Below are 21,822 nucleotides of genomic sequence, written 5' to 3'. Positions count from 1 at the left end.
GGCGGGCGGGCGTCGTTCCGGTTCAGGTGCCGAGGAAGGTGCTCGCCTCACTGACGATGTCGAGCAGGAAACCGGGGGCCACGCCCAGCAGGACCGTGGCGGTGACGCCAGCGGCGACGACCGTCCCGGCCATCGGGCTGGGGAGGTTGACCGTCGGGGCGTCCGGAGCCGGTTCGTTGAGCCAGAGCAGGACCACCACCCGCAGGTAGGGGAAGGCCAGGATCGCCGAGGACACCACCCCGACGACGACCAGGCCCACTTCGCCAGCCCCGATCCCGGCGCTGAACAGGCTGAACTTCGCGGTGAAGCCGCTGGTGAACGGGATGCCGGCGAGGGCGAGCATGAGCACGGTGAAGATGACCGCGGTGCCCGGGGAGCTCTTGCCGAGCCCGGCCCAGCGGGACAGGTCGGTCGCCTCGTTGTCGCCGTCGCGTACCAGGCTCACCACCGCGAACGCGGCGATGACGGTGATCCCGTAGGCGGCCAGGTAGAACATGGTCTGCCCGACCGCGTCACCGAGCGAGATCACCCCGATGAGCAGGTAGCCGGCGTTGGCGATGGAGCTGTAGGCCAGCAGGCGCTTGATGTTCCGCTGGGTGACCGCGAAGATCGCGCCGCCGAGCATGGTGGCGACGGCGATGACCATCAGGATGGTGTGCCAGTCCCAGGCCGAGGACTCCAGGCCGACGTTGAACACCCGCAGGAGCCCGCCGAAGGCGGCGACCTTCACGCACCCGGCCATGAGGGCCGTGACCGGGGTCGGGGCGCCGGTGTACACGTCGGGGGTCCACATGTGGAACGGGACGGCGGCGGCCTTGAACAGCAGGGCAACCGCGATCATGCCGACGCCGATGTAGAGCAGGATGCGCGGCTCGTCGGAACCGATTCCGGCCTCGTTGATGCCGGCCAGGTCGATCGTGCCGGAGAAGCCGTAGAGCATCGCCATCCCGTAGACGAAGAACGCCGAGGCGAACGCCCCCAGCAGGAAGTACTTGAGGGAGGCCTCCTGGGAGATGAGGCGGCGGCGCTTGGCCAGGCCGCACAGCAGGTAGAGCGGCAGGCTCAGCATCTCCAGGGCGACGAACATCGTGAGCAGATCGCCGGAGACGACGAACATCATCATGCCGCCGACGGCGAACAGCGCCAGCGGGAAGACCTCGGTGGCGCCGGGCTCGCGCCGCTGGGCGATGTCGGCCGGCGAGTCGGCTACGACGGCCGCCTCGGAGACGAAGTCTCCCCCGGCGGTGGTGCGCTGCTCGGCCAGCAGCAGGATCGCCACCAGGGCGAGCAGGACGATGGTGCCCTGCAGGAACAGGCCCGGGCCGTCCAGCGCCACCGAGCCGATGGCGGTGTCTCCCAGGGAGAGCGCGGTCTCGCTCTTGCCGGAGTTGGCGACCACCGCGATGAACGCGGCGGCCAGGGCCAGCACCGCCAGCCCCACCTGGGGCGGCAGGCGCCGCTCCTTCGGCACGGACGCTTCGACGAGCAGGCCGACGAAGGCCGCTCCGAAGACGATGATCATGGGCGCCAAGCCGGCCCAGTCGATTTGGATCTCACTCATTGGTCTCTCCGGCGGCAGGTACTTCGGCGGGCTCGTCCTGGACGAACTGGAGGGTGTTGTCCACGGCCGGCTCGACCGCGTCGATCAGGGGCTGCGGGTAGAACCCGAAGCCGATGATCGCCACGACCAGCGGCGCGACCAGTGCCTTCTCGCGGATGGTGAGGTCGCGCTTCATTGCGGGCATCTCGTCCAGGACCGGGTTGCGGGCCCCTTGCATCGTCCGCTGGTACATCCACAGGACGTAGGCGGCGGCGAGGATGATGCCGAGGGTGGCGACCACGGCGACCGGCTCGTTGGCGGTGAACGCGCCGAGCAGGACGAGGAACTCGGAGATGAACGGCGCGGTCCCCGGCAGCGACAGGGAGGCGAGCCCGGCGAACAGGAACACGCCGGCCAGCAGCGGGAGCGTCTTCGCCGCCCCGCCGTAGTCGCCGATCGTGTTCGAGCCCCGGCGCAGCGCCAGCATGCCGACGACGATGAACAGCAGGCCGGTGGCGAGGCCGTGGTTGAACATGTAGAGGATCGCGCCGGTCGCCGAGGCCTGCGTGAACGCGAAGATGCCGACGCCGATGAACCCGAAGTGGGCGATCGAGGTGTAGGCGACCAGGCGCTTGAGGTCGGTCTGGCCGATCGCGACCAGCGCGGCGTAGATGACGCCGATGACGCTCATGGCGATGATCCACGGCGCGAACGTCTGCGTCGCGTCGGGGAACAGCGGCAGGCAGTACCGCAGGATCGCGAAGGTGCCGATCTTGTCCATCACCCCGACCAGGAGCGCGGCGATCGAGGCCGGGGCGGCCCCGCCGGCGTCGGGGAGCCAGGTGTGGAACGGGAAGAACGGCGCCTTGATCGCGAAGGCCACGAAGAAGCCGAGGAACAGCCAGTTCTGGAGGCCGCCGGCCTCCAGCGGCTCGGAGGCGACGAGGGTCTGCCAGTCGAACACGCCGCCGTTGTGGACCCACAGGCCGATCACGGCCACCAGCATCAGCAGGCCGCCGAGCAGCGAGTACAGGAAGAACTTCACCGCGGCGTACTGGCGCCTGGTCCCCGAGCCGTAGGAGCCGATGAGGAAGTACATCGGCACCAGCATGGCCTCGAAGAAGAAGTAGAACAGCAGGACGTTGGAGGCGACGAACGTCGCCAGCATCGCGGCTTCGAGGGCGAGGATGAGCGCGAAGAACGTGGGGACCGACCGGTGCACCGCGTCCAGGTCGCGCCAGGCGGCGAGGATCGCGATCGGGGTCAGCCCGGCGGTGAGCGCGACCATCAGCAGCGCGATGCCGTCCACGCCCCACGACAGGTTGAGGTCCCAGGCCGGGATCCAGGAGTAGGACTCGGTCAACTGCAGCCATTCGGCGCCCGAGCCGTAGTCGAAGCTCAAGGCGATGGCCGCGGCGATGACGGCGACGGCGCCGGAGAAGCCCAGCGCGGTCCACTTCGCCACGTCGGCCTGTTCACGGCGCACCGACGCCACGATGATCGCGCCGATCAGGGGCACGACCACCAGCGCCGACAGCAACGGGAACTCGGTCATTGGATCACCACCACCATGAGCGCGGCCACCACGATGACGGCGCCGGACAGTATGGACAGGGCATAGGAGCGGACGAAGCCGGTCTGGAGCCGCAGCAGGCGCCGCGAGGAGCCGCCTACGGCGGCCGACAGTCCGTTGACGACGCCGTCGACGCCGCGGGCGTCGACCGCGACCGAGGCGTTGGCCGCGAAGCGGCCGGGCGATTCGAACAGGCCGCGGTTGACCGCTTCGCCGCCGAGGTCGGCGCGGGCGAGGCGGACCGGCCAGCCGGCGGCGCGCGGGGCCTCCTCGGTGCCGCCGCGGAACAGCAGCCACGCGAGGGCGGCCCCGGCGATCACCACGGCGGTGGTCGCGATGGTGACCTGCGTGTGGCTGAGGTGGCCGTGCGGCTCGGCGTGGGTGCCGAACACCGGCGTCAGCCATTCGGTCACCGGGGTGGCCATGAGGCCGCCGGCGGCGAGGGAGCCGATGCCGAGCAGGACCAGCGGGCCGGTCATGATCGCCGGGGACTCATGCGGGTGGACGTCGTCGGTCCACCGTTTGGGCCCGTGGAAGGTCAGCACGAACAGCCGCGTCATGTAGAAGGCGGTCAGCGCCGCGCCGAGGAGGGCGGCGCCGCCGGCGACCCAGCCCTCCCAGCCTTCGCGGGCGAAGGCCGCGGCGATGATCGGGTCCTTGGAGAAGTAGCCGCTGAAGGGGAACAGGCCGATGATGGCGAGCCATCCGGCGGCGAAGGTGGCGTAGGTCCACGGCATCACCCGCCACAGGCCGCCGAAGCGGCGGATGTCGGTCTGGTCGTTCATGGCGTGCATGACCGAGCCGGAGCCGAGGAACAGGCCGGCTTTGAAGAAGCCGTGGGCGAGCAGGTGGATGATCCCGAGCGCGTAGGCGCCGCCGCCGAGCCCGACGGCCAGGAACATGTACCCGATCTGGGAGACAGTCGACCAGGCCAGGACGCGTTTGATGTCGTCCTTGGCGCAGCCGACGATGGCGCCGAACAGCAGCGTCAGGGCGCCGACGGCGACCACGGCGGTCTGGACGGTCTCGTTGAGGTTGAAGATCGGGTTGGAGCGGGCGATGAGGTAGACCCCGGCGGTGACCATGGTCGCGGCGTGGATGAGCGCCGACACCGGGGTGGGGCCCTCCATCGCGTCGGGCAGCCACGTCTGGAACGGCCACTGGCCGGACTTGCCGCAGGCGGCGGCCAGCAGGAGCAGGCCCAGCGCGAGGCTGGTGCCGCCGGAGAGCTCGGCGGCGCCGTTGAAGACCGCGGCGAACTCGAGGCTGCCGATCGCGCCGATCATGATGAACATGGCCAGCAGGAAGCCGACGTCGGCGACCCGGTTGGTCAGGAAGGCCTTCTTGCCGGCGGTGGCGGCCGAGGGCTTCATCTGCCAGAACGCGATCAGCAGGTAGGAGGCGAGGCCGACTCCTTCCCAGCCGATGAAGGCCATGAAGTAGTTGCCGCCGAGGACCAGGATCAGCATCGCGGCCACGAACAGGTTGAAGTAGCCGAAGAACCTCCGGCGCCCGTCGTCGTGGGCCATGTAGCCGACGGCGTAGACGTGGATGAGGAATCCGACGCCGGTGATCAGGAGCGTGAAGACCGCGCTGAGGGGGTCCAGCAGCAGGCTCGCGCTGATCTCGGTGTCGCCGACGGCGATGATGGTGAACAGGTCGGTGGCGGCGGACTTGTCGTCGAGTCCGCCGAGCCGGGCGAACATGGCCAGCGCGAGCGCGAAGGCGGCGCCGACGGTGCCGGCGCCGAGCCAGTGGCCCCACTTGTCGGCCCGGCGGCCGGTCAGGAGCAGCACTGCGGCGCCGGCGGCAGGCAGGGCGATGAGCAGCCACGTCAACGAGAGCAGCCCGGAGGCGGGCGCGTAGGTCACTTCGTCCACTGGGTCCCCTCTAGGCCTTCAGGAGGTTCGCGTCGTCGACCGAGGCCGAGCGGCGGGAGCGGTAGATCGCCATGATGATCGCCAGGCCGACCACGACTTCGGCGGCGGCGATGGCCATGACGAAGAACGCCATGACCTGTCCGTCGATGGTGCCGGTGGTGCGGGCGAAGGTCACCAGCGTCAGGTTGCCGGCGTTGAGCATCAGCTCGACGCACATGAACACGACGATGGAGTTGCGCCGCAGCAGGACGCCGATGGCGCCGATGCAGAACAGCGCGGCGGCGAGTATGAGGTAGTACTCCGGGCTCATCGGTGGAGGTCCTTACCTTCGGTGTGTTTGGGCGCGGTCTCGGCGGCGGTGAGTTCCCGGGCCGGGACGTGCTCGGAGAGGCTTTCGCCGGCGATCGAGCCGTCGGGCAGCAGCGCGGGCGTCGCGGTCGAGTCGGAGGTGGCGAACACGCCGGGCCCCGGGCGGGGTCCGGGGTAGTTGCCGGGCGCGAACCGCTCGCGGCTGGCCTCCTTCTGGCCGCGCGCCGCGCCCTTGCGGGCGACGTGGGCGAACATGAGCGCGCCGACCGCGGCGACGGTGAGGACGCCCGAGACCACTTCGAACGGGAAGATGTAGGTGGTGAACAGGCTCTCGGCGATCGCGGCGACGTTGGAGTCGCCGGCCGCGGCGCCGGTGGCGGTCGGGGGGCCGTCGGCGATGGTGAGGCCGGTGACGGCGTGGCCGAGGCCGGCGGCGAGGAGGCCGACCAGGCCGATGGCGAGGACGGCGGCGAAGAACCGCTGGCCGCGCAGGGTCTCGAACATCGAGTCGCGCGAGTCGCGCCCGAACAGCATGAGCACGAACAGGAACAGCATCATGATCGCGCCGGTGTAGACCATGATCTGCACGAACCCGAGGAACGGGGCCGACTGCATGATGTAGAAGACGGCCAGGCAGATCATGGTGAGCGCGAGCATGAGGGCCCCGTGGATCGCCGACCTGGCCATGACCAGGCCGACGGCGCCGATCAGGGCGAGCGGCGCGAGGATCCAGAACGCGACGGCCTCACCGGTGGAGACCGACTGTGCGAGGTCGGCGATCACTGGTCTCTCCTCTGCAGCATCTCGGTGAGGGAGAACTCGGCGCCGGCGCTGTCGCCGGGGTTGTCGGGGCCGGACTGGTAGTAGTCCTTCTCCGAGTCCCCCATGCGCATCGGGTGCGGCGGCTGCTCCATGTCGTCGCTGAGCGGCGAGAGGAGCTCCTCTTTGGTGAAGATGAGGTCGCGGCGGTCGTCGCGGGCGAGCTCGTACTCGTTGCTCATGGTGAGCGAGCGGGTGGGGCAGGCCTCGATGCACAGTCCGCAGAAGATGCAGCGGGCGTAGTTGATCTGGTAGATCTTGGCGTACCGCTCGCCGGGCGAGTAGCGTTCGGCCTCGGTGTTCTCGGCGCCCTCGACGTAGATCGCGTCGGCGGGGCACGCCCAGGCGCACAGCTCGCAGCCGATGCACTTCTCCAGCCCGTCGGGGTGCCGGTTGAGGACGTGCCGGCCGTGGAAGCGGCCCTGCACCTTCGGCGGTTCCTCGGGGTACTTGACCGTCACCTTGGGCTTGAACATGTGGCGGAAGGTGACGCCGAAGCCTTTTGCCATGGACATCTAGTCCTCCTCCTTCCCTTCTACGGCGGGAGTGGGATCGCGCTGCTCGAGCTCGGTGAGCGAGCGCGGGTTGGGCGGCACGCTGAGGTCGAGCGGCGGGACGGGGTAGCCGCCGAGCCCGGCGTCGGGCTCTGCCGGCGGTTCGTAGGGCTTGCGGCTGGGCCAGAACATGAAGGCGGCGACCACCAGGACGAGCGCGCCGCCGATCAGGGCGATGCGGGTGGACTGCTCCTCGGCGACGATGCCGAGGTTGATCGCGGCCAGGGCCAGGATCCAGATCAGGCTGGCCGGGACCAGGACCTTCCAGCCCAGGCGCATGAACTGGTCGTAGCGGAACCGCGGGAGGGTGCCGCGCAGCCACACGTAGACGAACATGAACGCGATGACCTTGCCGAAGAACCAGACCAGCGGCAGCCAGCCCTCGTTGGCCGCCGGCCACCAGGAGTCGGGGAAGGGCGCCGCCCATCCGCCGAGGAACAGCGTCACGCACAGGGCGGACATGGCGACCATGTTGACGTACTCGGCCAGGAAGAACGAGGCGTACTTGAGGCTGGAGTACTCGGTGGCGAAGCCGGAGACCAGTTCGGACTCGGCCTCGGGCAGGTCGAACGGGGCGCGGTTGGTCTCCCCGACCATGGCGATCACGAAGATGACGAAGCTGGGGAACAGGACCAGGAAGTACCAGCCGGGCAGGGCCACTTCGGCGCCGAAGAAGTTCATGTCGACCGGTTCGGCCTGGGCCTCGACGATCGCGCCGGTGGACATGAGCTGGGACTGGAAGAACACCGCCAGCACCGCCAGGGCGAGGGCGATCTCGTAGGAGATGACCTGCGCGGCCGCGCGCAGCGAGCCGAGCAGGGAGTACGAGGAGCCCGAGGACCATCCGGCGAGGACGAGGCCGTAGACGCCGAGCGCGGAGGTCGCCAGGACCAGCAGGACGCTCACTTCGAAGTCGGTCAACTGCAGCATCGTCTCGCGGCCGAACATGGTGACCTCGGGTCCGAACGGGATGACCGCGAACGCGGTGAACGCGCAGGTGACGGCGATGACCGGCGCCAGGAGGTAGACCCACCGGTCGGCGGTGCGCGGGGTGGTGTCCTCCTTGAACGCGAGCTTCAGGCCGTCGGCGAGGGACTGCAGGAGCCCGAACGGCCCGTTGCGGTTCGGGCCGGGCCGCACCTGCATGACCGCCACGACGCGGCGCTCGAACCAGATGCTGAACAGCACCAGCAGGACCAGCACCACGAACAGCAGCGTGCCCTTGATCGCGATGAGCCAGAAAGGATCGTTCATCGTTTGACCGCCTCCAGGTCGTCGTCGCCGCCGGCGGGGCGCGGCACGTTCGGATAGGCGCGGATGGCGACCACGTCCCCGGCGTGGGCGCCGAGGTTGCGGAAGATGCCGCGCCCGGGGGCGTTGGTCGGCAGCCACACCACGCCTTCGGGCATGTCGGTGGTGGCCAGCGGCAGGGTGATGCCGCCGATCGCGGTCGACACGGTCACCCCGGCCCCTTCGGCCGCGCCGATGGACTTCGCGGTCGCCGCCGACAGGCGCACGACCGGGTCGGGGGCGCAGTCGGCCAGGTGCTGGTTGTTCTCCTGGAGGGAGCCGCCGTCGAGCAACTGCCGCCAGGTGGCCAGGACGGCCTTGCCCTCGCCGGGGGCCGCGGCGGGGCGGTCGGGCCGCAGGTCGGGGGCGGGCTGGCGGGCGACCGGGTCGGGCAGCCCGGCCAGTTCGCCGCGGACCTCGCGGGTGTCGCCGAGGCCGAGGTCGGTGTCCATGCCCTGCGCGAGGACGTCGAGGACGCGGTGGTCGCTCATCAGCTCGGAGTCGAGGACGTTGTCAAAGGTTCGCAGGCGGCCCTCCCAGTCGAAGTAGGCGCCGGCCTTGTCGGTGACGGGCGCGACCGGGAGGATCACGTCGGCTACGCGCGTGACCGCCGAGTGCCGCAGTTCGAGCGAGACGACGAACCGGGCGGCGTACAGGGCGGCCTCGACCGCGGGCGCGTTGGCGAAGTCGTAGGGGTCGACGCCGCCGATCAGGAGCGCGTCGAGTTCGCCGTCGGCGGCGGCCCGCAGGATCTCCCAGGCGGGGCGGCCGTCCCGTTCGGGCAGGTCGTCGACGCCCCAGTACCGGGCGAGCTGCTCGCGGTCCTCGCCGTAGCCGGCCTGGCCGCCGCCGGGCAGCAGGCCGGGGAGGCAGCCGGTCTCGACCGCGCCGCGGTCGCCGGCGCGGCGCGGGACCCAGGCGATCCGCGCGCCGGTGGCCTGGGCGAGCCGCACCACGGCGCTGAAGGCGCCTTCGACGGTGGCGAGGCGCTCGCCGACGAGGATGACCGCGCCCTCTTCGGACATCGCGTCGTGGACGACGCCGCCGTCCCGCCAGGAGTCGAGCAGGTCGGCCTCTTCGCCGGGCAGCCCTTCGATGAGGTTCGCGGAGAGCTTGCGGGTGCCGCGGGTGGCGAAGGGGGCGAGCACGTGGACGCGCTGGCCGGATTTGCGGACGGCCTTGCGCAGGCGCAGGAATGCGATCGGGCATTCCTCTTCGACTTCGAGGCCGGCGATCAGGACGGTGGGGGCCTTCTCGAGGTCCTCGTAGGTGACCGCGCCCGAGGAGGGGTAGACCCCGGCGACGCTGTGGGCGAGGAACTCGGCCTCCTCGGTCGAGTGCGGCCGGGAGCGGAAGTCGATGTCGTTGGTGCCGAGGGCGACGCGCGCGAACTTGGAGTAGGCGTAGGCGTCTTCGACGGTGAGGCGCCCGCCGGGCAGGACCCCGACGCCGCCGGCTGCCTCGCGCAGGCCGGCCGCGGCGCGGCGCAGCGCCTCGGGCCAGGCGGCCTCGCGGAGGGAGCCGTCCTCCTCTCTCACCAGCGGTTTGGTGATGCGGTCGGCCGAGTCGACGTAGTTCATCGCCCAGCGGCCCTTGTCGCAGTTCCACTCCTCGTTGACCGCCGGGTCGTTGCCGGCCAGGCGGCGCAGGACCTTGCCGCGGCGGTGGTCCGAGCGCTGGGAGCAGCCGGCGGAGCAGTGCTCGCAGACGCTGGGGCTGGAGACGAGGTCGAACGGGCGGGACCGGAACCGGTACTGGGTGCCGGTGAGGGCGCCGACCGGGCAGATCTGGACGGTGTTGCCCGAGAAGTAGGACTCGAACGGCTCGTCCTCGTAGACGCCGACCTGCTCGAGGTCGGAGCGCTCCATCAGTTCGATGAACGGGTCGCCGGCGATCTCGTCGGAGAAGCGGGTGCAGCGGGCGCACAGCACGCAGCGCTCGCGGTCGAGCAGCACCTGGGAGGAGATGGGCAGGGCCTTCTTGTAGGTCCGCTTGTCGTCGGACTCCATGCGGGTCTCGGTGCGACCGGTGCTCATCGCCTGGTTCTGCAGGGGGCATTCGCCGCCCTTGTCGCAGATGGGGCAGTCGAGGGGGTGGTTGATCAGGAGGAACTCCATGATCCCCTCTTGGGCCTGGCGCGCGATCTCGCTGGAGTGCTGGGTCTTGACGACCATGCCCTCCATCGCCGTGGTGGTGCAGGAGGCGGCCGGCTTGGGCATGCCGCGGCCGTTGCCCATGTCGGGGACCTCGACCAGGCACTGCCGGCAGGCCCCGGCCGGCTCCAGCAGCGGGTGGTCGCAGAAGCGGGGGATCTCGATGCCGAGCTGCTCGGCGGCCCGGATCAGCAGGGTGCCCTTGGGGACGGTGAGCTCGACGCCGTCGATGGTGAACGTGACCTGGTCAGTCATGTCAGTGCGCTCCGATCTTCTCGGCGTCGAACAGCGGCCGCTTGTTGCCCTCGATGTAGTCGAGGTAGTCCTGCCGGAAGAACTTCAGGCTGGAGGTGACGCTGGAGGCGGCGCCGTCGCCCAGGCCGCAGAAGGCGCGGCCCAGCAGGTTGCCGCAGGCGTCTTCGAGCAGCTTGAGGTCCTTCTCGGCGCCGTTGCCGGAGAGGATCCGCTCGTAGACCCGGACCATCCAGTAGTTGCCCTCGCGGCACGGGGTGCATTTGCCGCACGATTCGTGCTGGTAGAACTTCATCCAGCGCCAGCAGGCGAGCACCGGGCAGTCCTGGTCGGAGAAGACCATGATCGCCGTGGTGCCGAGGATCGAGCCGGCCTTGGAGACGTTGTCGAAGTCGAGCGGGACGTCCTTGTGCTCGTCGGTCAGCAGCGGCGTCGACGACCCGCCGGGGGTGAAGTAGCGCAGCTCGTGCCCGTCCTCCATGCCGCCGGCCAGCTCGATCAGTTCGCTCAGGGTGGTGCCCAGGGCGCATTCGTACTGGCCGGGGTGCTTGACCCGTCCGGACACGGAGTAGATCATCGTGCCCGCGGCGTTCTCCGAGCCCAGCGACTTCCACCATTCGGCGCCGCCGAGCACGATGTGCGGGACCGCGGCGATGGTGCCGACGTTGTTGATGCAGCTCGGTTTCTGGTAGAGCCCGTGGGTGGCCGGGAACGGCGGGCGCAGCCGCGGCTGGCCGCGCAGGCCTTCGAGGGAGTCGAGCAGGGCCGTCTCCTCGCCGCAGATGTAGGCGCCGGCCCCGGAGTGGATGACCACCTCGAGGTTGAAGCCGGAGCCGAGGATGTCCTTGCCGAGGTAGCCGACCTCCTCGGCCTCGCGGACGGCCTGGCGGAGGCGGCGGGCGGCGTGGACGGCCTCGCCGCGCACGTACACGAACGCGCGGTCGGCCTTGATGGCGTAGGAGGCGATGGCGACGCCCTCGATGACCGAGTGCGGGTCGTTCATCATCAGCGGCAGGTCCTTGCAGGTGCCCGGCTCGCCCTCGTCGGCGTTGACCACCAGGTAGTGCTCGTTGCCGTCGTCGGGGACGAACTGCCATTTCATGCCGACCGGGAAGCCGGCGCCGCCGCGGCCGCGGTGGCCGGACTCCTTCATGAATGCGACCAGCTCGGACGGCTCGTGGCGCAGGGCTTTGCGCAGCGCCTTGTAGCCGTCGAGCTGCTCGTAGACGTCGAGCTTCCAGGCGCCCGGGGAGAGCCAGCGCTTGGTCACCACGGGCGTGAGCTTGGAGAGGACGTCTTCGCGGGGGCGTGACGGTGCTGGCACGGTTGCTCGCCTCACTTCGCTTCCTCGGTTTCGACCAGCGGCGTGTCCGGATCGAACTGCGGCGCGGTGATGCCGGCCTCGGCCGCCAGCCGGTTTCCGGCGAGGGTGGCCTCGCCCTGGGCGTTGCCCTCCAGGGCCGCCTGCCGTTCGTCTTCGAACCCGGCCAGTTGCACCGACATCTCGCGGAGGGTGCACAGCGGGGCGCCCCGGGAGGGGATGGGCCGCTTGCCCTCCTTGAGCTGGCGCACCAGGTCGAGCGCGGCGGTCTCGTCCATGTCGTCGAAGAATTCGTAGTTCACCGTCACCACCGGCGCGTAGTCGCAGGCGGCGAGGCATTCGGCGTGCTCGAGGGTGATCGTGCCGTCCACGGTGGTCTCGTCGTGGCCGACGTCGAGCTCCTCGGAGAGGGCGTCGTAGACCCGCTGCCCGCCCTTGGCGTGGCAGAGGGTGTTGGTGCACACGCTCACCAGCCAGTCGCCGGTCGGTTCGCGCTTGTACATGGTGTAGAAGGTCGACACCGCCATCACCTGGGCCTTGGTGATGTCCAGGATCTCGGCGCAGAAGGCGATGCCCTCCTCGGAGACGTAGCCGTCGTGGGACTGCACCAGGTGCAGCAGCGGCAGCAGCGCCGAGCGGGACCGGCCCTCGGGGTAGCGGGCGATGACGGCCTCGGCCTGCTGGTGGATCTTCTCCGGATAGCTCATCGGTCGCAGCCTCCCATGACCGGGTCGAATGAGGCGCCGCCCGCGATGACGTCGGCCAGCAGGCCGCCCTCGGCGATGGCCGGAAGCGCCTGGAGGTTGACGAAGGACGGGTCGCGCATGTGGACGCGGAACGGCCGGGTGCCGCCGTCGGATACGACGTGCGTGCCCAGCTCGCCGCGAGGGGCCTCGATGGCGGTGTACGCCTGCCCGGCCGGGACTCGGAAGCCCTCGGTGACGAGCTTGAAGTGGTGGATGAGCGCTTCCATCGACTGGCTCATGATGTGCCGGATGTGGTTGAGGCTGTTGCCCATGCCGTCGGATCCGAGCGCGAGCTGGGCGGGCCAGGCGATCTTCTTGTCCTCGACCATGACCGGGCCGGGCTCGAGCCGGTCCAGGCCCTGGGTGATGATGCGCAGGCTCTGGCGGATCTCCTCGATCCGGATCAGGTAGCGGGACCAGGCGTCGGCGCCGGTGCGGGTCGGCACGTCGAACTCGTAGTCCTCGTAGCCGCAGTAGGGCATGGTCTTGCGCAGGTCCCAGCCGAGGCCGGCCGAGCGCAGCACCGGTCCGGTGACGCCGAGTGCGAGGCAGCCGGAGACGTCGAGGTAGGCGACGCCCTGGGTGCGCTCCTGCCAGATGGCGTTGCCGGTGAGCAGGCCCTCGTAGTCGTCCAGGCCCTTGGGCATGTACTCGACGAAGTCGCGGATCATCCGGATCGCGTCCTCGGAGATGTCCTGGGCGACCCCGCCGGGGCGGATGTAGGCCATGTTCATGCGCAGGCCGGAGACGGCCTCGAACAGGTCGAGGACCCGCTCGCGGTCCCGGAAGCCGTAGATCATCATCGACAGCGCCCCGAGCTCCATGCCGGCGGTAGCCAGGGCGACCAGGTGGCTGGAGATGCGGTTGAGCTCCATCATGATCACGCGGAGCACGTTGGCGCGCTCGGGGACCTCGATGTCGAGGAGCTTCTCGACGCCGAGGCAGTAGCCGGTCTCGTTGAAGATCGGCGCCAGGTAGTCGGCGCGGGTCACGAACGTGCAGCCCTGGGTCCAGGTGCGGTATTCGAGGTTCTTCTCGATGCCGGTGTGCAGGTAGCCGATGACCGGCCGGATGGACCGGACGGTCTCGCCCTCCATCTCGCAGACGAGGCGGAGCACGCCGTGCGTGGAAGGGTGCTGCGGGCCGAGGTTGACGATGATGCGCTCGTCGTTGACCGGGTCGACCGCGGCCACCATTTCGTCCCAGTCGCCGCCGGTGACGGTGTAGACCTTGCCCTCGGTGGTCTCGCGCTCGGCCGCGTAGGCGTCCTCGGCGGCGAAGATGTCGTGGGATTCGGCGTTGTCGGTGGCGGTCACTTGTAGGCCCTCCTCTCGTCCGGAGGCGGAATATGCGCGCCCTTGTACTCGACGGAGATGCCGCCGAGCGGGTAGTCCTTGCGCTGGGGGTAGCCCTCCCAGTCGTCGGGCATGAGGATGCGGGTCAGGTGCGGGTGGCCTTCGAAGACCACGCCGAACATGTCGTAGACCTCGCGCTCCTGCCAGTCGGCGGTCGGGTACACCTCGGTGACGCTGGCGACCACGGGGTGGTCGAGGCCGACGGCGGTCTCCAGGCGGACCCGCCGCCGGTAGGTCATCGAGGTCAGGTGGTAGACCACGTGCAGCCGGGTCCCCTGCGCCGGGTAGTCGACCCCGGAGACGGAGTTGCACAGTTCGAACCTGAGGCTCTCGTCGTCGCGCATGTGCCGGCAGACCTCGGCGGTCCGGTCGGGCGCGATGTGGATGGTCAGCTCGTCGCGGTCGACCACGGCGGCGCGGACGACCTCGTCGCCGAGTCCTTCGCGGACGGCGGCGAGGATCTCGTCGAAGTAGCCGCCGAGCGGCTCGGGCGTGGACACGACCGGGCCGCCGGTCGGGTCGCGCCGGACCAGGCCGCCGAAGCCGGAGGTGTCGCCGGTGTCGGAGACGCCGAACAGGCCCCGGGCCTCCTGGCCGACGGGCTGGATCTCGCCGTCGCTGGTGGAGTCGCTCACGGCTTGACCACCGCCTTCCTGATGCGGAGCTGCTCCTGGGTGCCGGACTTGGCGGCCTCGGTCCACTCCTGCCTGCGCTGCTTGTCGAAGCGGTAGCTGGAGGGCATCTCTCCGGGCTTGATGTCGGGCTCGGGCCGGTCCTTGAGCTCCTGGCGGCGCTTCTCGCCGAGCGGCTCGTGCTGGACCTTCTCGTGGAGTTTAAGGATCGCGTCGAGGAGCATCTCGGGGCGGGGCGGGCAGCCGGGCAGGTACATGTCCACGGGCACGACGTGGTCGACGCCCTGGACGATCGCGTAGTTGTTGAACATGCCGCCGCTGGTGGCGCACACGCCCATCGACAGGACCCACTTCGGGTCGGCCATCTGGTCGTAGATCTGCCGCAGGACCGGCGCCATCTTCTGCGACACGCGGCCGGCGACGATCATCAGGTCGGCCTGGCGGGGGCTGGCGCGGAAGACCTCCATGCCGAACCGGCCGGTGTCGTAGCGGGCGGCGCCGGTGGACATCATCTCGATCGCGCAGCAGGCCAGGCCGAACGTGGCAGGCCACATCGAGGCCTTCCGCGTCCAGTTCACCAGGGCCTCGACGGAGGTGAGGATGATGCCTTGGGGCAGTTTCTCTTCGATTCCCATCGCTAATCCCAGTCCAGTCCGCCGCGCCGCCACTCGTAGGCGTAGGCGACGAACAGCGCTCCGATGAACATGACGACCGCCCAGAACCCGAAGACCCCGAGCACGTCGTGGTGGACCGCCCACGGCACGAGGAAGATGATCTCGATGTCGAAGACGATGAAGAGCATCGCGGTCAGGTAGAACTTCACCGGGAACTTGGTGGCGCTGGAGCCGGTCGGGGCCGGCTCGATGCCGCATTCGTAGGGGTCGTTCTTGGCCCGGTTGAACCGGCGGGGGCCGGCGATGCGCGAGGCGACGACCGAGACGAGTGCGAACCCGAGTCCGATCGCGAACATCACGACGATCGGCACATAGACTTCCATCGGCTCAGGCCCTCCTTCCCAATTCGGGTGTGGCGACCCGCAGGCCGTTGACGACCCGGTCGGCGAGGTCGCCGCCGGGCGAGTCGGTGAGGTTCGCCAGCAGTTTCAGCACGATGCGCATGAGCGCGGGGCTCCGGAGACCGTAGCGGGTGCAGGCGGCCATGACGGCGGGGTGGCCGATGAGGCGCACGAAGACCTCGCCCATGCGGTAGTAGGAGCCGAGGTGGCCGGTCATCCGCTCGGGGTAGCGGCGCAGGACGGCCTCGCGGCGGGGCGCGGTGGGCTGCCGCAGCGCCTCGGCGGCGGTGTCGGCGGCGATGTCGGCCGATTCGAGGGCGTAGGCGATGCCCTCGCCGTTGAACGGGTTGACCATGCCGCCGGAGTCGCCGACGAGCATCAGGCCCCGGCTGTAGTGGGGGACGCGGTTGAAGCCCATCGGGAGGGCGGCCCCGCGGGGCGGGCCGTCGGCGGCGGACTCCTCGCGCAGGCCCCACGCCTCGGGGGTGCCGGCGAGCCAGTCGCGCAGCAGGGACCGGTAATTGGTCTTGCCGTAGCCGACCGAGGAGTTGAGCACGCCGAGGCCGACGTTGACCCGGCCGTCGCCGAGGCCGAAGATCCACCCGTAGCCGGGCTGGAGCTCTTCGGGCCGTTCGGCGGTGCGCAGGGCCAGCCAGGATTCGAGGTATTCGTCCGCGTGCTTGGCCGGGGACTTGTAGTACTGGCGGACCGCGACGCCCATGGGGCGGTCGGGGTTGCGTTTGATGCCCAGGGAGAGCGCCAGGCGGCCGGAGACGCCGTCGGCGGCGATGACCAGCGGCGCGCGGTAGCGGACGGGCTCGCCCTCGTGCTTGCCGGTGACGCCGCAGACCCGGCCGGCGGCGTCGAATTCGGGGGCGGTGACCTGGACGCCGGTCCGGAGCGAGGCGCCGGCCTCGACCGCGCGCTCGGCCAGCAGGTCGTCGAAGTCCTCGCGGGTGCGGGTGAGTCCGTAGTCGGGGAAGCTCTGGAGGGCCGGCCAGTCGAGTTCGAGGACGGTCTCGTCGGCGACCACCCGCAGGCCGCGGTTGCGGGTCCAGCCGGCCTCGGGCGAGGTGTCGATCCCCATCTTGAGCAATTGGGCCACCGAGCGGGGGGTGAGGCCGTCGCCGCAGACCTTCTCCCGCGGGAACGCGGTCTTCTCCAGCAGGAGCACGTCGAGACCGCGGCGGGCGAGATAGTAGGCCGCAGCCGAACCACCGGGGCCCGCGCCGACGACGATTACGTCGGCATCGGGCGTGGATTGCGTGGTCACTTGCGTCCTCTCAGGCGTCGGGGCCGTGATCATCCTTACCGAGCCACCGCTTGTGAAGAGCTTCACAAGCTTTTGCGAGCAGTCTAGAACTCCGGCATCGGGCCGGTCGCACTTAGGTCCGCCTAAGTTGGCGTTACGCATGCTCACGAAGCGTACGGCCGTGCCATGGGGTCACCGCTCGGGGACCCCGGAAAGCCCTTGCCCAGCAACGGCGGCGCCGTGACGAAACAGACAGGGATGCGATCGGCCTCCGCGGCCGCTCTCGCTACGAGGCGCCATAGTGGCGAACCCCACATTGGTTCAATTTTGAACCGTATCGGTCCCCGGGCTAGGGTGAATCTCGGTTGTTCAAATCTGAACGAAAAGGCTCGGGGCGGCCGACGCCGCTCCGGCACTGGATGAACGAGGTACTCCATGAGCACTGCTGCCGAACCCGTCAAACTCTCGGTGGTCTTCTACTCCGCCACCGGTAACGTCACCAAGCTCGCGCGCCACATCGCCACGTCCGCCGAGAAGGCCGGCGCCGAGGTCCGCCTGCGCCGGGCCGAGGAACTGGCCCCGCAGGAGGCCATCGACTCCAACCCGGCATGGGGCGAGAACCTCAAGGACATCGCCGAAGTGCCGGTCGCCACGCCGGACGACATGCTGTGGGCCGACGCGGTCATGATGGGCTCGCCGACCCGCTACGGCAACGTCTCCGCCCAGCTCAAGCAGTTCATCGACACGCTCGGCCCGCTGTGGTTCCAGGGACTGCTGACCGACAAGGTCTACTCGGGCTTCACCGCCACCTCCGGCAAGCACGGCGGCAACGAGTCGACCCTGCTGGCCCTGTACAACTCCTTCCACCACTTCGGCGGCATCGTGGTCGCCCCGGGCTACGCGAACGAGACCCTGTTCGCCAACGCCTCGCCCTACGGCGCGGCCCACTTCGGCACCGGCGAGGTCGACGAGACGACCCTGAGCGGCGCCGCCGCCCAGACCGAGCGCGTGGTCGCCACGGCCGCGGCCCTCAAGGCCGGGCGCGCCCTGGCCGGCTAGCGCTCGCACGAACCGGATCACAGGGGGGACGCCCGGCCGCCTTCGGCGGCCGGGCGTCGCGCTTCAGGTCTTGATGCGGTCGACCAGCCGCCGGGCGAGGGCCCCGAACTCGGCGACCTCGCCTTCGTCGAGCTCGTCGAATACGAGCTCCCGCACCAGCCGCACGTGCCCCGGCGCGGCCTCGACGAGCCGGTGCAGGCCCGGTTCGGTGAGCTTGGCGAGGGTCGAGCGGCCGTCGGTCGGGCACTGGAAGCGCTCGATGAGCCCGGCCTCCTCGAGCCGGCGGGCCACGTGCGAGAGCCGCGAAAGCGAACCGTTGCACAGGTAGGCCAGGTCGCTCATGCGCATGGTGCGGTCCTCGGCGCGCTCCAGGGAGGCGAGGACCCCGTACTCGAAGTGGCTCAGGCCGGCCTCGCGCCGCAACTGGTCGTCCAGCGCGGCCGGCAGCCGCATGACCAGCCCGATGACGGCCAACCATGCCTCCATCTCCGCGTCGTCCAACCAGGGCGCCTCGTCACTCATGCCCCCAGCTTAACTTCACTACTTGATGTCTCAAGAATTCCGAGTAGAATTAGTTGAACGTTCAATCTTTTGGAGCGATCATGCCCGCACCCGGAGCCGCGTTCGACGCCTTCCTCGAGACCACCGCGCCGCGCGAGACCGAGCGCCGCGAATGGACGCCCGACGACGGCCCGCTGCCCGCGCTGTACCTCAGCCACGGCGCCCCGCCGCTGTTCGACGAAACCGAGTGGATGGAGCGGCTCTTCGCCTGGGCCCACCGCCTGCCCAGGCCCAAGGGCATCCTCATCGTCAGCGCCCACTGGGAGTCGGCCCCGCTCATGCTCTCCTCCCCCGCCCCGGGCACGCCGCTGGTCTACGACTTCGGCGGATTCCCCGCCCGCTACTACTCGATGCAGTACGCCACGCCCGACGCCACGGCGCTGGCCGACCGCGTCGCCGCGGCCATGCCCGACACCGAGCCGGTGCACCGCCACCCCGCCCGCGGCCTCGACCACGGGGCGTGGGTCCCGCTCAAGGTCATGTACCCCGGCGCCGACGTCCCGGTGCTGCAGATGTCCATGCCCACCCAGGACCCGGACCGGCTGCTGGAGATCGGCCGCCGGCTGCGCCCGCTGCGCGAGGAGGGCTGCCTGGTGATCGGCTCGGGCTTCATGACCCACGGACTGCCCTACGTCGACTGGCGCCGCCCGGAGCGGGTGCAGTCGTGGTCGTCGGATTTCGACCACTGGGCCGCCGAGGCGCTCGCCTCGGGCGACGTCGACACCCTGGCCCGCTACGAGTCGCAGGCGCCGGGGATGCCCTACGCCCACCCGACGGTTGACCACTACATCCCGCTGTTCGTGACCTACGGGGCCGCCTCCGAGACCGAGCAGCCGGCCGAGACGGTCATCGACGGGTTCTGGTTCGGCATGGCCAAGCGCTCGTTCCAACTCGCCTGATCCACCGAACATTTTCCTGTGGAGGATTGTCCGTCGACGGACAATCCTCCACAGGAAAATGTTCTGCACGAGGATCTACTTGAATCCGCGATGGAGGGCCACCGCACCGCCGGCGAGGTTGCGCCAGGCGACCTTGCGGAACCCTGCCAGCACGATCCGGTCGGCGAACTCGGCCTGGTCGGGCCATTCCAGGGTCGAGGCGGCCAGGTACCTGTAGGCCTCGGCGTCCGAGCTCACGCGCGCGGCCACCCGCGGCATCACGTGCTTGACGAACAGGCCGTGGGCGGCCCGGTAGGGCTTCCAGACCGGGCGGGACACCTCGCACAGCACCATCCGGCCCCCCGGCTGCAGGACCCGCAGGATCTCGGTCAGGCAGGCGGCGGGGTCGATCACGTTGCGGATGAAGAACGTGCCGGTGACCGCGTTGAAGGTGTCGTCGGCGAACGGCAGTCGCAGCGCGTCGGCGTTGACCAGCGGCACCTGCCGGTCGTCGTGCTCGCGCAGCATCCCCAGGGAGATGTCGGCGCCGACGACGTCGGCGCCGGACCCGGCCAGTTCGGCGGTGGACACGCCGGTGCCCGCGCCGAGGTCGAGGCAGCGCTCGCCCGGTTGGAGGGTCAGGGCCTCGCGCGTGGCGCGCCGCCAGCGCTTGTCCTGGCCGGCGACCATGACGGTGTTGGTGCGGTCGTATCGGGGGGCCACCCGGTCGAACATCGCTGCGATGCGACCGGGCTCCTTACGCGGTGTATTCGGTTCGTTCGCCTGGCTCACCCGCTCACCCTTGCACACCGCGCAGAAGAAATCCGCCGGAGCCCTGTGGTTGTGGGCCCCGGCGGATCAAGGGGTTAGCGGGCGCGCGATGGTTACGCGTCACACGCGGGCCTGAGGGAGCGGGGAAAGAGGGAAGGCCGCGTGTCGCCCTGCGAATACGCTGGGAGCGCGCCGCGTCGGGAGGCATGGTGAGGTGTGACGGCCGTGAACGTCGCCATGGGCACCTCTCCTCCACGCGTCATCGGGTCGGACGGTCCGCGGGCCCGATTCGGCGACTCGTGTGAGTCGCGGTGGTCGCGGCCTGCGTTACGGACCACACTGACGCATGGCGCTCTGTGATGTCGATCGATGAAACCGAACCGTTACCGCACAGCACCCATCCGATAACCTACGTGTGCGTGCTGTCACGTTTCGCTCGGCAGAGCACCGGATTCGCCCTCTCAGGGATGGTCTATGGCTTTTGCCACGCCCGAAAGCGACATTGAGGCCGTTATCGGCGGGGCGCGCGGCACACTCGAACGCGCGCCCCGCCGTCTCCAGGGGATAGCGGGGCGCCGCCGGGGCGGCTCCCCGACCGATCCAGGTCTCGGGCGTCAGTGTTCGATGAGCCTGCCGGCGACGACGGTGGCCTTGCAGTTGCCGGCGGCCTCGCTGACGAGCGCGGCGTACGGGTTGGCTTCGGCGTCGACCGCGAACACGGCCAGGTCGGCGCGGGCACCGACCTTGATGGCGCCGATGTCGGTCCGTCCGAGCGCCCTGGCACCGCCTTCGGTGGCGGCGCGGACGAGCCATTCGTTGAGCCCGTCGCCGTCGTCGCCTTGGGCGAGCGCGAGTTTGCGCAGGACGGGCCATTCGCCGGCGACTTCGAGGTCGGGGCTCGAGGCGCGCGAATCGGTGCCGAGCGCGACCGGGTTGCCCTCCTTGCGGTGGGCGGCGACCGGCGCCTCCCCGGACTCGAGGCGGGCGTTGGAGCGGGCGCAGAGGGCGACGGCCGTGCCCTGCTCGCGCAGCAGGCGGCGGTCGTCGGCGTCGAGGTGGACGCCGTGGGCGATGTGGCAGTCGCCGCCGAGGAGGTCGAGCTTGGCCATCTGGGCGGCGGGCGAGTGGCCGGAGCCGCCGTCGCCGAGCTGGACGCGGAGGCCCATGCGGCGGTTCATGAACGCGAACGGACCGGCGCCGTTGCGGACGAACATGTCCTCGTGCTCGGTCTCGGCCAGGTGCGGGTGGAGCCGGATGTCGAGGGTGCGGGCGAACTCGACCAGGCTCTTGACCACGCCGGTGCCGAGCGTGTAGAGGGTGTGGGGGCTGATGCCGACGGCGATGTCGGAGTTGTTGATCGCGCGGGTCTCGGTGACGATCTCGCGCCAGGAGTTGCGCCGGTCCTCCCAGGACTCGTCGTCGATGAAGCAGGCCTCCCAGTAGGCGACTCCGGCCAGTTCGGAGGCCAGGAGGGCCTCGAAGCCGACCGGGGGTGTGACCACGTCGGCGACGGCGGTGACGCCGGCGCGCAGCGACTGGTCGATGCCCTCCTGGGTGGCGGTCTTCCATTCCTCGTCGGCGACCTGGGGGTTGCGGCGGGCGAACTCCTGGACCCACTCGAAGAATTCCTTCTCGTTGCCGTACATGTCGGCGTAGCCGGTGTAGCACAGGTGGGTGTGGGCGTTGACCAGGCCAGGGGTCATGACGCCGCTGAGGGCGGTGGTGCCGTCGGCCTCGGGGGCCTCGGCGGCGGGGCCGACGTAGGCGATGCGGCCGTCGTCGTCGACCCCGACCGCGCCGTCGCGGACGGGATCGCCGGCGATCGGGACGACCACGGGGGCAGTGTAGACGTGCATGGTGGA

Annotated in this window: 19 protein-coding genes and 1 pseudogene; 2 read left to right on the top strand and 18 right to left on the bottom strand. The window is 70.0% G+C overall.

Features of this window, described 5'->3' with window-relative positions; genetic code table 11:
- Positions 1–22: 22 nt before the first annotated feature.
- From nuoN to CUT39_RS14520, 15 genes and pseudogenes are all read right to left on the bottom strand, one after another.
- On the bottom strand, positions 23–1,561 hold the full coding sequence (gene nuoN, locus CUT39_RS14590) for an NADH-quinone oxidoreductase subunit NuoN (RefSeq protein ID WP_100447811.1): 1,539 nt from the start codon (positions 1,559–1,561) through the stop codon (positions 23–25).
- Positions 1,554–3,095, bottom strand: coding sequence for an NADH-quinone oxidoreductase subunit M (locus tag CUT39_RS14585; RefSeq protein ID WP_100447809.1), 1,542 nt, complete (start codon positions 3,093–3,095; stop codon positions 1,554–1,556). Before CUT39_RS14585 ends, nuoN begins: the two co-directional genes overlap by 8 nt.
- On the bottom strand, positions 3,092–4,993 hold the full coding sequence (gene nuoL / locus CUT39_RS14580; protein ID WP_100447807.1) for an NADH-quinone oxidoreductase subunit L: 1,902 nt from the start codon (positions 4,991–4,993) through the stop codon (positions 3,092–3,094). Before nuoL ends, CUT39_RS14585 begins: the two co-directional genes overlap by 4 nt.
- A gap of 10 nt (positions 4,994–5,003) precedes the next feature.
- Entirely contained in the window at positions 5,004–5,303 is a 300-nt protein-coding gene (gene nuoK / locus CUT39_RS14575; protein WP_100447805.1) for an NADH-quinone oxidoreductase subunit NuoK, read from the bottom strand.
- Positions 5,300–6,085: an NADH-quinone oxidoreductase subunit J gene (locus CUT39_RS14570; RefSeq protein ID WP_100447803.1), complete on the bottom strand. Its 786-nt coding sequence runs from the start codon at positions 6,083–6,085 to the stop codon at positions 5,300–5,302. The genes nuoK and CUT39_RS14570 overlap by 4 nt, the downstream gene beginning before the upstream one ends.
- Positions 6,082–6,636, bottom strand: a complete 555-nt coding sequence (gene nuoI / locus CUT39_RS14565) for an NADH-quinone oxidoreductase subunit NuoI (RefSeq protein WP_100447801.1) — start codon at positions 6,634–6,636, stop codon at positions 6,082–6,084. The genes CUT39_RS14570 and nuoI overlap by 4 nt, the downstream gene beginning before the upstream one ends.
- Complete coding sequence (gene nuoH / locus CUT39_RS14560) at positions 6,637–7,929, bottom strand: NADH-quinone oxidoreductase subunit NuoH (protein WP_100447799.1); 1,293 nt, start codon at positions 7,927–7,929, stop codon at positions 6,637–6,639.
- Positions 7,926–10,373 (bottom strand): NADH-quinone oxidoreductase subunit G, encoded by a 2,448-nt coding sequence (locus CUT39_RS14555; RefSeq protein WP_100447797.1) that lies wholly within the window; start codon positions 10,371–10,373, stop codon positions 7,926–7,928. Before CUT39_RS14555 ends, nuoH begins: the two co-directional genes overlap by 4 nt.
- Position 10,374: 1 nt before the next feature.
- Positions 10,375–11,694 (bottom strand): NADH-quinone oxidoreductase subunit NuoF, encoded by a 1,320-nt coding sequence (nuoF, locus tag CUT39_RS14550; protein ID WP_100447795.1) that lies wholly within the window; start codon positions 11,692–11,694, stop codon positions 10,375–10,377.
- A gap of 17 nt (positions 11,695–11,711) precedes the next feature.
- A pseudogene (gene nuoE, locus CUT39_RS14545) lies at positions 11,712–12,398 on the bottom strand (NADH-quinone oxidoreductase subunit NuoE); the annotation flags it as partial.
- Positions 12,395–13,720, bottom strand: a complete 1,326-nt coding sequence (locus tag CUT39_RS14540) for an NADH-quinone oxidoreductase subunit D (RefSeq protein WP_408611160.1) — start codon at positions 13,718–13,720, stop codon at positions 12,395–12,397. The gene CUT39_RS14540 and the pseudogene nuoE, both read right to left, overlap by 4 nt.
- Positions 13,721–13,749: 29 nt before the next feature.
- Positions 13,750–14,427, bottom strand: coding sequence for an NADH-quinone oxidoreductase subunit C (locus CUT39_RS14535; RefSeq protein ID WP_100447791.1), 678 nt, complete (start codon positions 14,425–14,427; stop codon positions 13,750–13,752).
- Positions 14,424–15,059 carry a NuoB/complex I 20 kDa subunit family protein gene (locus CUT39_RS14530; protein ID WP_100447789.1) on the bottom strand — a complete coding sequence of 212 codons (636 nt, stop codon included), beginning with the start codon at positions 15,057–15,059 and terminating at the stop codon, positions 14,424–14,426. Before CUT39_RS14530 ends, CUT39_RS14535 begins: the two co-directional genes overlap by 4 nt.
- 2 nt (positions 15,060–15,061) lie before the next feature.
- Positions 15,062–15,421, bottom strand: a complete 360-nt coding sequence (locus CUT39_RS14525) for an NADH-quinone oxidoreductase subunit A (protein ID WP_100447787.1) — start codon at positions 15,419–15,421, stop codon at positions 15,062–15,064.
- A gap of 4 nt (positions 15,422–15,425) precedes the next feature.
- Complete coding sequence (locus CUT39_RS14520) at positions 15,426–16,712, bottom strand: geranylgeranyl reductase family protein (RefSeq protein WP_100447785.1); 1,287 nt, start codon at positions 16,710–16,712, stop codon at positions 15,426–15,428.
- A 414-nt stretch (positions 16,713–17,126) separates the two neighbouring features.
- Here CUT39_RS14520 and wrbA point away from each other — a divergent pair, with 414 nt between their 5' ends.
- On the top strand, positions 17,127–17,750 hold the full coding sequence (gene wrbA / locus CUT39_RS14515; protein ID WP_100447783.1) for an NAD(P)H:quinone oxidoreductase: 624 nt from the start codon (positions 17,127–17,129) through the stop codon (positions 17,748–17,750).
- Between the two features lie 63 nt (positions 17,751–17,813).
- Here wrbA and CUT39_RS14510 read toward each other — a convergent pair whose 3' ends face one another.
- A complete protein-coding gene (locus tag CUT39_RS14510) occupies positions 17,814–18,272 on the bottom strand; it encodes a MarR family winged helix-turn-helix transcriptional regulator (protein ID WP_100447781.1) in 459 nt (152 codons plus the stop codon).
- Positions 18,273–18,352: 80 nt separating this feature from the next.
- Here CUT39_RS14510 and CUT39_RS14505 point away from each other — a divergent pair, with 80 nt between their 5' ends.
- A complete protein-coding gene (locus tag CUT39_RS14505) occupies positions 18,353–19,210 on the top strand; it encodes a dioxygenase family protein (protein WP_100447779.1) in 858 nt (285 codons plus the stop codon).
- Between the two features lie 75 nt (positions 19,211–19,285).
- Here CUT39_RS14505 and CUT39_RS14500 read toward each other — a convergent pair whose 3' ends face one another.
- Positions 19,286–19,924, bottom strand: coding sequence for a class I SAM-dependent methyltransferase (locus tag CUT39_RS14500; RefSeq protein WP_100447777.1), 639 nt, complete (start codon positions 19,922–19,924; stop codon positions 19,286–19,288).
- 650 nt (positions 19,925–20,574) lie between these two features.
- Positions 20,575–21,816 carry an amidohydrolase family protein gene (locus CUT39_RS14495; RefSeq protein ID WP_100447775.1) on the bottom strand — a complete coding sequence of 414 codons (1,242 nt, stop codon included), beginning with the start codon at positions 21,814–21,816 and terminating at the stop codon, positions 20,575–20,577.
- Between the last annotated feature and the right edge of the window lie 6 nt (positions 21,817–21,822).

Origin of the sequence: Glycomyces xiaoerkulensis, from assembly GCF_002798405.1 — a bacterium.
Classification (GTDB): Bacteria; Actinomycetota; Actinomycetes; order Mycobacteriales; family Micromonosporaceae; genus Glycomyces; species Glycomyces xiaoerkulensis.
The sequence above is the reverse complement of the archived record's forward strand: the minus strand, read 5'-3'. Positions and strand labels throughout refer to the sequence as shown.

Excerpts from the sequence above, each read along its gene's own strand:
- nuoN (WP_100447811.1), bottom strand. The coding sequence starts at position 1,561 with ATGAGTGAGATCCAAATCGACTGGGCCGGCTTGGCGCCCATGATCATC.
- CUT39_RS14585 (WP_100447809.1), bottom strand. The coding sequence starts at position 3,095 with ATGACCGAGTTCCCGTTGCTGTCGGCGCTGGTGGTCGTGCCCCTGATC.
- nuoK (WP_100447805.1), bottom strand. The coding sequence starts at position 5,303 with ATGAGCCCGGAGTACTACCTCATACTCGCCGCCGCGCTGTTCTGCATC.
- nuoI (WP_100447801.1), bottom strand. The coding sequence starts at position 6,636 with ATGTCCATGGCAAAAGGCTTCGGCGTCACCTTCCGCCACATGTTCAAG.
- nuoH (WP_100447799.1), bottom strand. The coding sequence starts at position 7,929 with ATGAACGATCCTTTCTGGCTCATCGCGATCAAGGGCACGCTGCTGTTC.
- CUT39_RS14555 (WP_100447797.1), bottom strand. The coding sequence starts at position 10,373 with ATGACTGACCAGGTCACGTTCACCATCGACGGCGTCGAGCTCACCGTC.
- CUT39_RS14530 (WP_100447789.1), bottom strand. The coding sequence starts at position 15,059 with ATGGGAATCGAAGAGAAACTGCCCCAAGGCATCATCCTCACCTCCGTC.
- CUT39_RS14525 (WP_100447787.1), bottom strand. The coding sequence starts at position 15,421 with ATGGAAGTCTATGTGCCGATCGTCGTGATGTTCGCGATCGGACTCGGG.
- wrbA (WP_100447783.1), top strand. The coding sequence starts at position 17,127 with ATGAGCACTGCTGCCGAACCCGTCAAACTCTCGGTGGTCTTCTACTCC.
- CUT39_RS14510 (WP_100447781.1), bottom strand. The coding sequence starts at position 18,272 with ATGAGTGACGAGGCGCCCTGGTTGGACGACGCGGAGATGGAGGCATGG.
- CUT39_RS14505 (WP_100447779.1), top strand. The coding sequence starts at position 18,353 with ATGCCCGCACCCGGAGCCGCGTTCGACGCCTTCCTCGAGACCACCGCG.
- CUT39_RS14500 (WP_100447777.1), bottom strand. The coding sequence starts at position 19,924 with ATGTTCGACCGGGTGGCCCCCCGATACGACCGCACCAACACCGTCATG.
- CUT39_RS14495 (WP_100447775.1), bottom strand. The coding sequence starts at position 21,816 with ATGCACGTCTACACTGCCCCCGTGGTCGTCCCGATCGCCGGCGATCCC.